Origin of the sequence: Kamptonema animale CS-326 (assembly GCF_028330895.1) — a bacterium.
Classification (GTDB): domain Bacteria; phylum Cyanobacteriota; class Cyanobacteriia; order Cyanobacteriales; family Microcoleaceae; genus Kamptonema; species Kamptonema formosum.
Genome location: NZ_JAQMUA010000069.1, coordinates 1 through 4,366 on the forward strand (window position 1 = coordinate 1; position 4,366 = coordinate 4,366).

General features: G+C 43.8%; 3 protein-coding genes and 24 tRNA genes. All 27 read right to left on the minus strand.

The window, feature by feature from the left end:
• Positions 1 to 205 precede the first annotated feature (205 nt).
• Positions 206 to 278 (minus strand) — tRNA-Arg (locus PN499_RS04075).
• A gap of 6 nt (positions 279 to 284) precedes the next feature.
• Positions 285 to 360: transfer RNA gene (locus tag PN499_RS04080), tRNA-Val, on the minus strand.
• A 5-nt stretch (positions 361 to 365) separates the two neighbouring features.
• Positions 366 to 437: transfer RNA gene (locus PN499_RS04085), tRNA-Gly, on the minus strand.
• Positions 438 to 447: 10 nt separating this feature from the next.
• A tRNA-Gly gene (locus PN499_RS04090) sits at positions 448 to 518 on the minus strand.
• Positions 519 to 522: 4 nt separating this feature from the next.
• A complete protein-coding gene (locus PN499_RS04095) occupies positions 523 to 1,041 on the minus strand; it encodes an O-acetyl-ADP-ribose deacetylase (RefSeq protein ID WP_272030422.1) in 519 nt (172 codons plus the stop codon).
• Between the two features lie 51 nt (positions 1,042 to 1,092).
• Positions 1,093 to 1,164 (minus strand) — tRNA-Thr (locus PN499_RS04100).
• Positions 1,165 to 1,170: 6 nt separating this feature from the next.
• Positions 1,171 to 1,244: transfer RNA gene (locus tag PN499_RS04105), tRNA-Leu, on the minus strand.
• A 26-nt stretch (positions 1,245 to 1,270) separates the two neighbouring features.
• Positions 1,271 to 1,624, minus strand: coding sequence for a hypothetical protein (locus PN499_RS04110; protein ID WP_334311654.1), 354 nt, complete (start codon positions 1,622 to 1,624; stop codon positions 1,271 to 1,273).
• A gap of 56 nt (positions 1,625 to 1,680) precedes the next feature.
• A tRNA-Leu gene (locus PN499_RS04115) sits at positions 1,681 to 1,754 on the minus strand.
• A 28-nt stretch (positions 1,755 to 1,782) separates the two neighbouring features.
• Positions 1,783 to 1,856 (minus strand) — tRNA-Leu (locus PN499_RS04120).
• A 4-nt stretch (positions 1,857 to 1,860) separates the two neighbouring features.
• Positions 1,861 to 1,933 (minus strand) — tRNA-Pro (locus PN499_RS04125).
• A 4-nt stretch (positions 1,934 to 1,937) separates the two neighbouring features.
• Positions 1,938 to 2,018, minus strand: a tRNA-Leu gene (locus PN499_RS04130).
• Between the two features lie 25 nt (positions 2,019 to 2,043).
• Positions 2,044 to 2,117, minus strand: a tRNA-Leu gene (locus PN499_RS04135).
• Positions 2,118 to 2,146: 29 nt separating this feature from the next.
• Positions 2,147 to 2,220: transfer RNA gene (locus tag PN499_RS04140), tRNA-Gln, on the minus strand.
• Between the two features lie 8 nt (positions 2,221 to 2,228).
• Positions 2,229 to 2,304: transfer RNA gene (locus PN499_RS04145), tRNA-Gln, on the minus strand.
• A gap of 14 nt (positions 2,305 to 2,318) precedes the next feature.
• Positions 2,319 to 2,391, minus strand: a tRNA-Asn gene (locus PN499_RS04150).
• 7 nt (positions 2,392 to 2,398) lie between these two features.
• A tRNA-Phe gene (locus tag PN499_RS04155) sits at positions 2,399 to 2,472 on the minus strand.
• Between the two features lie 5 nt (positions 2,473 to 2,477).
• Positions 2,478 to 2,562: transfer RNA gene (locus tag PN499_RS04160), tRNA-Ser, on the minus strand.
• A 3-nt stretch (positions 2,563 to 2,565) separates the two neighbouring features.
• Positions 2,566 to 2,641 (minus strand) — tRNA-Met (locus PN499_RS04165).
• Between the two features lies 1 nt (position 2,642).
• Positions 2,643 to 2,725 (minus strand) — tRNA-Tyr (locus tag PN499_RS04170).
• 36 nt (positions 2,726 to 2,761) lie between these two features.
• A tRNA-Lys gene (locus tag PN499_RS04175) sits at positions 2,762 to 2,837 on the minus strand.
• Between the two features lie 6 nt (positions 2,838 to 2,843).
• A tRNA-Glu gene (locus tag PN499_RS04180) sits at positions 2,844 to 2,916 on the minus strand.
• A 5-nt stretch (positions 2,917 to 2,921) separates the two neighbouring features.
• Positions 2,922 to 2,996 (minus strand) — tRNA-Trp (locus PN499_RS04185).
• Between the two features lie 3 nt (positions 2,997 to 2,999).
• Positions 3,000 to 3,074 (minus strand) — tRNA-Met (locus PN499_RS04190).
• Between the two features lie 10 nt (positions 3,075 to 3,084).
• A tRNA-Cys gene (locus tag PN499_RS04195) sits at positions 3,085 to 3,158 on the minus strand.
• Between the two features lie 75 nt (positions 3,159 to 3,233).
• Positions 3,234 to 3,307: transfer RNA gene (locus tag PN499_RS04200), tRNA-Asp, on the minus strand.
• Positions 3,308 to 3,899: 592 nt separating this feature from the next.
• Complete coding sequence (gene dndE, locus PN499_RS04205) at positions 3,900 to 4,286, minus strand: DNA sulfur modification protein DndE (protein ID WP_007353678.1); 387 nt, start codon at positions 4,284 to 4,286, stop codon at positions 3,900 to 3,902.
• Positions 4,287 to 4,366 lie beyond the last annotated feature (80 nt).

Genomic DNA, 4,366 nt, shown 5'->3' on the forward strand with positions numbered 1-4,366 from the left:
GTAATTGGTATGGAATTTTGTCAAGACATTGTTAATGAATTAATGAGAATCAGGCGTAATAAATTACCATTTTTTCAGAGGGGTATGAGGGCTATGTCCTTTATTCTATCTATGTTCTGACGGGGTTGTCACCCCGTGAAATCGCTCTGACTAGAAAAAATTAATCATTCAACGGAATCACCTCTTTAATTTCAAGCAAAAACAACGAGAGTGGTAGGAATTGAACCCACAACATCCACGTCCGAAGCGTGGCGCTCTATCCGTTGAGCTACACTCCCCTAAATTGGTAGTCCCGGCAGGGATTGAACCCGCGACATCCTCTTTGTAAGAGAGGCGCTCTCCCAACTGAGCTACAGGACTATCAAAGCGAGTGACGGGATTTGAACCCATGCGCTGAGTGTGGCGCACTCAGATGCTAGCCGCTACATCACACCCGCAATTTTTCAGAGCGGACAACGGGATTTGAACCCGTATCGCGAGTTTGGAAGACTCAGATGCTACCATTGCACCATATCCGCCAGATTAAATTCCAAATTCTTTGGCAGTTTCGAGATAGGTTTGATATATCTGTTCGCCAAAGCAAACAAATATTACCTCCTCTATAACATTCTGTTCCTGAATAAACTTTAGGGTTGATTGAATAGCAATCCGACAAGCTTGTTCCACAGGATAGCCATAGATGCCACAACTAATAGCAGGAAAAGCAATTGTTTTCACCTTGTGATCTTTAGCTAAATTCAGACTAGAAAAGTAGCATGAAGCCAATAATTCTGCTTCCCCTCGCTTTCCCCAGTACCAAATAGGGCCGACTGTATGAATGACATACTTTGCTGGAAGCTTGTAACCCTTCGTAATTTTTGCCTCTCCTGTTGGACAGCCACCCAATTTTTTACATTCCTCAAGCAGTTCTCGTCCTGCGGCACGATGGATTGCACCATCAACACCGCCACCGCCTAATAAAGATTCATTAGCTGCATTGACAATAGCCTCAACTTCGAGCTTTGTAATATCAGCTTGGACGATGGAAATTTGAGTTTTCATGGCACTTATTTTAATGAAATCATGTGGTTTTTCCTCCTTTAAAATAGCACAAGCAGATGGCGAGATTTGAACTCGCATGAAAGCTTTACAAGAGCCTCATGTTGCCAGTTACATCACACCTGCATCAAGTACCCCTGACTGGATTTGAACCAGTAACCTCCTCGTTCTAAGCGAGGAACCTCTTCCAATTGGGCTACAAGGGCAAAATTTATTTAGCTAATTTTCCTTACTATCTGTGACGATTGACTTTGACTCGTTTGCTAGGGGTTTGCTTCCTTACCCAAGCTAAAAACTTTTGCATTTGTGGCTCATTTTTTAGCATTTCTAGGGTATTGAGTTCTTCGGCTAGGCGTTTATTGTCAAATAGAGCATGAATCTGTTTATGGCAAGCAGAACAGATGTTAGCTATTGGGCCTGAGCCTAAGTTTTTTCGTTTAATGTATTGTTGTGGAATTAAGTGATGAATTGTTAAATGCTTCATCTCTCTTTCGCACAATTCACAGGTTAAGGCTGGTTGCTCAAAAGTGCTGAAATTCTCGTCTGTGCTTTTTAGGCGATTCCCTACGGGATAACTCCGCTTCATGTAGTTTTTTCTTAAACACTATAAGTAAGTTCCTCCTAATTTTACTAAAAATTTCATGCTCCCGACAGGATTTGAACCTGTAAAAAACTAGGTTCTCTCCCTAGTGCGTCTGCCGTTCCGCCACGAGAGCAAACAGTGAAAATTGGCTGAATGCCAACTACCCCTGACAGGACTCGAACCTGCAAAACACTCGTTCTAAGCGAGCGATGTTTTCCAATTACATCACAGAGGTAAAGTCGGGATGGTTGGATTTGAACCAACGACTCCTTGGCCCCAAACCAAGGCTTCTGGCCGCTGAATTACATCCCGTTCATGCTCCCGGTGAGAGTCGAACTCACAATCAAAATAGAACAGATTTTAAGTCTGCCGCGTCTGCCAATTCCGCCACAGGAGCAAGTAGAATTTACTGGAAAATTTACTACTCCTGATGAGATTTGAACTCACACAACACAAGGTTTGAGCTTGCGGCCTCTTCCAGTTGGGCTACAGGAGTTTAATTAATCTGCTTTGCTAATAGCAGAACTGGGAAGGTAGGGTTTGAACCTACATTTGTCCGCTTTCAAAGAGCGGTGCCATACCGATTAGGCGACTTCCCAATAATTGACTGCCGGAGTAGGCTTTGAACCTACATAAATTCCTGTTTCAGAGACAGGCGACTTTACCGATTTGTCTACCCGGCAATTCAAAAAAAAGGCTGTCCTGGTAGGGATTGAACCTACGACATTTCGCTTAACAAGCGATCGCTACTACCACTGAGCTACAGGACAATGCCAGCCCCCCAGGTCGGTTTCGATCCGACGGCCTCTTGTTCTTCAAACAAGCGCTACTACCAACTGAGCTACTGGGGGAAAAGCGGAGAGAACAGGATTTGAACCTGCGTCGGAATTACCCGATTCTGTTTAGCAAACAGATGCCATCAGCCTCTCGGCCACCTCTCCTTTTGGACGCGGGAGAAGGAATCGAACCTTCCTAATACAGGCGTATGAAACCTGTGAGTAACCACTACTCTATCCCGCTATGGGTCAGGCTGGAATTGAACCAGCAAGCGTATTAAACCACTGTTTTACAGACAGCTTCCTACACCTATAGGAGGGCTGACCCAAAATAAAAATTTCAGATATAAATTAAATAGAAAGTTGGTGGGTTGTCGAGGAATTGAACCTCGATCCATCCGCTTAAAAGGCGGCTGCAAAAACCATTCTGCCAACAACCCACAAGGAAGTGCTGACGGGAGTTGAACCCGCAATTACCTGATCGAAAGTCAGGTGGCTTAACCATTTGCCTACAGCACCATAATTGGCGAAGGGATTGAGATTTAAACTCAAAATGCCAGTTTTGGAGACTGGAGTGTTGCCAGTTACACTATCCCTACTTTTGGTCGCAGCGATCGGATTTGAACCGATATTAACCAAGGTATGAACTTGGGACTTTACCATTAAGCTACGCTGCTATTTTGCCAGAGGTTAGAGTGGGATTTGAACCCACGAATATTGGTTTTGCAGACCAACGCCTTCAACCACTCGGCCACCTAACCTGAAATGTTAACGGTTAACGGTTAACTGTTAATTGTTAACCGTTAACTGTTGGCAAATCTGATATGATTTGTTTACGGGAGTAACGAGACTTGAACTCGCAACCTTTCGCTCGACAGGCGACTGCTCTAACCATTTGAGCTATACCCCCATAAAATAGGTTAATATTCTGTTTTCAAGGTTCGGTTGGTTTTTGAGTTGGAGCTTTGGGGCTCTTCCCCTCTGTCCTACATTAATACTACACAAATACTACAAGCTTGTCAAGAGTTTGCGGAAGTTTTTTTTTGCTTGTGGCTGTGGAATTTCCGAGTTTCAATAACTGGAGTTTGGACTGTGGGCGGTGTAGTCTATGTATGACAACCCCTGGGATGTCTTACATTAGGGCTAAGTACCGCTTTTGTCCTAGAGTTAATGACATGACTCTTGCTTATAGGACTTATTTAGCTTTAAAGGTGCAGATGGCTTGTGAAGCAAAGGTTTTAAACTCTTTTTCGTCAGCCATGTATACATACTACATAACGTACTACAAAGTGTCAAGGGGTACTACAAAAAAAATTTGTTCCGCTTTGGAGGGGAAGATTTAGCGGATGAGTTTGGTTATGAGGCAATAGCGATCGAGAAAGTGCGATCGCACTTTTTGCCCTTACCCCCTAAGTCGCTAACGGAATAGTGGGGAATTTACGTAACGCCGCCCTCTGGGCGGTAAAAATACCCCCAGAGGGCGGCGTTACGGTGGCTTTGGGTTACTTTTGGGTGGCGATCGCGATTAAGTCTTCGATTTTTTTGATATTGGGATCGCCCGCTAAATAGCCAATTCCGCGATGAAGGTGGAGGCGAAATTGTTTAGCAAGAGTTTCTTTATCCGTGCCTAACTTATCATTATAACACCTTTGTTTCAAAGCAATTATTAAAATATCAGCCATTTCACCGCCGAATACATCCCAAGTTAATTCGACATTACTATCAGCAGGAATGGGAACGGGAGAAGGCATAGAAGGTTCAGCAAGAGAACGGCAAAATCCCCAACGGCAAAGAATATTCCATTGATCAATTTTAGTAAATCTGCGAAGTTTTAAAAGTTGGTCTTTGCCAGATTGGGAAAGGCGGATTCTTTCGATTGGTGGTTCCATGATTTTATAGTCGAAGGAAGAAGGAAGAAGGAAGAAGGAAGGAGGAAGAAGGAAGAAGGAGGAAGAAGGAAGGAGGAAGA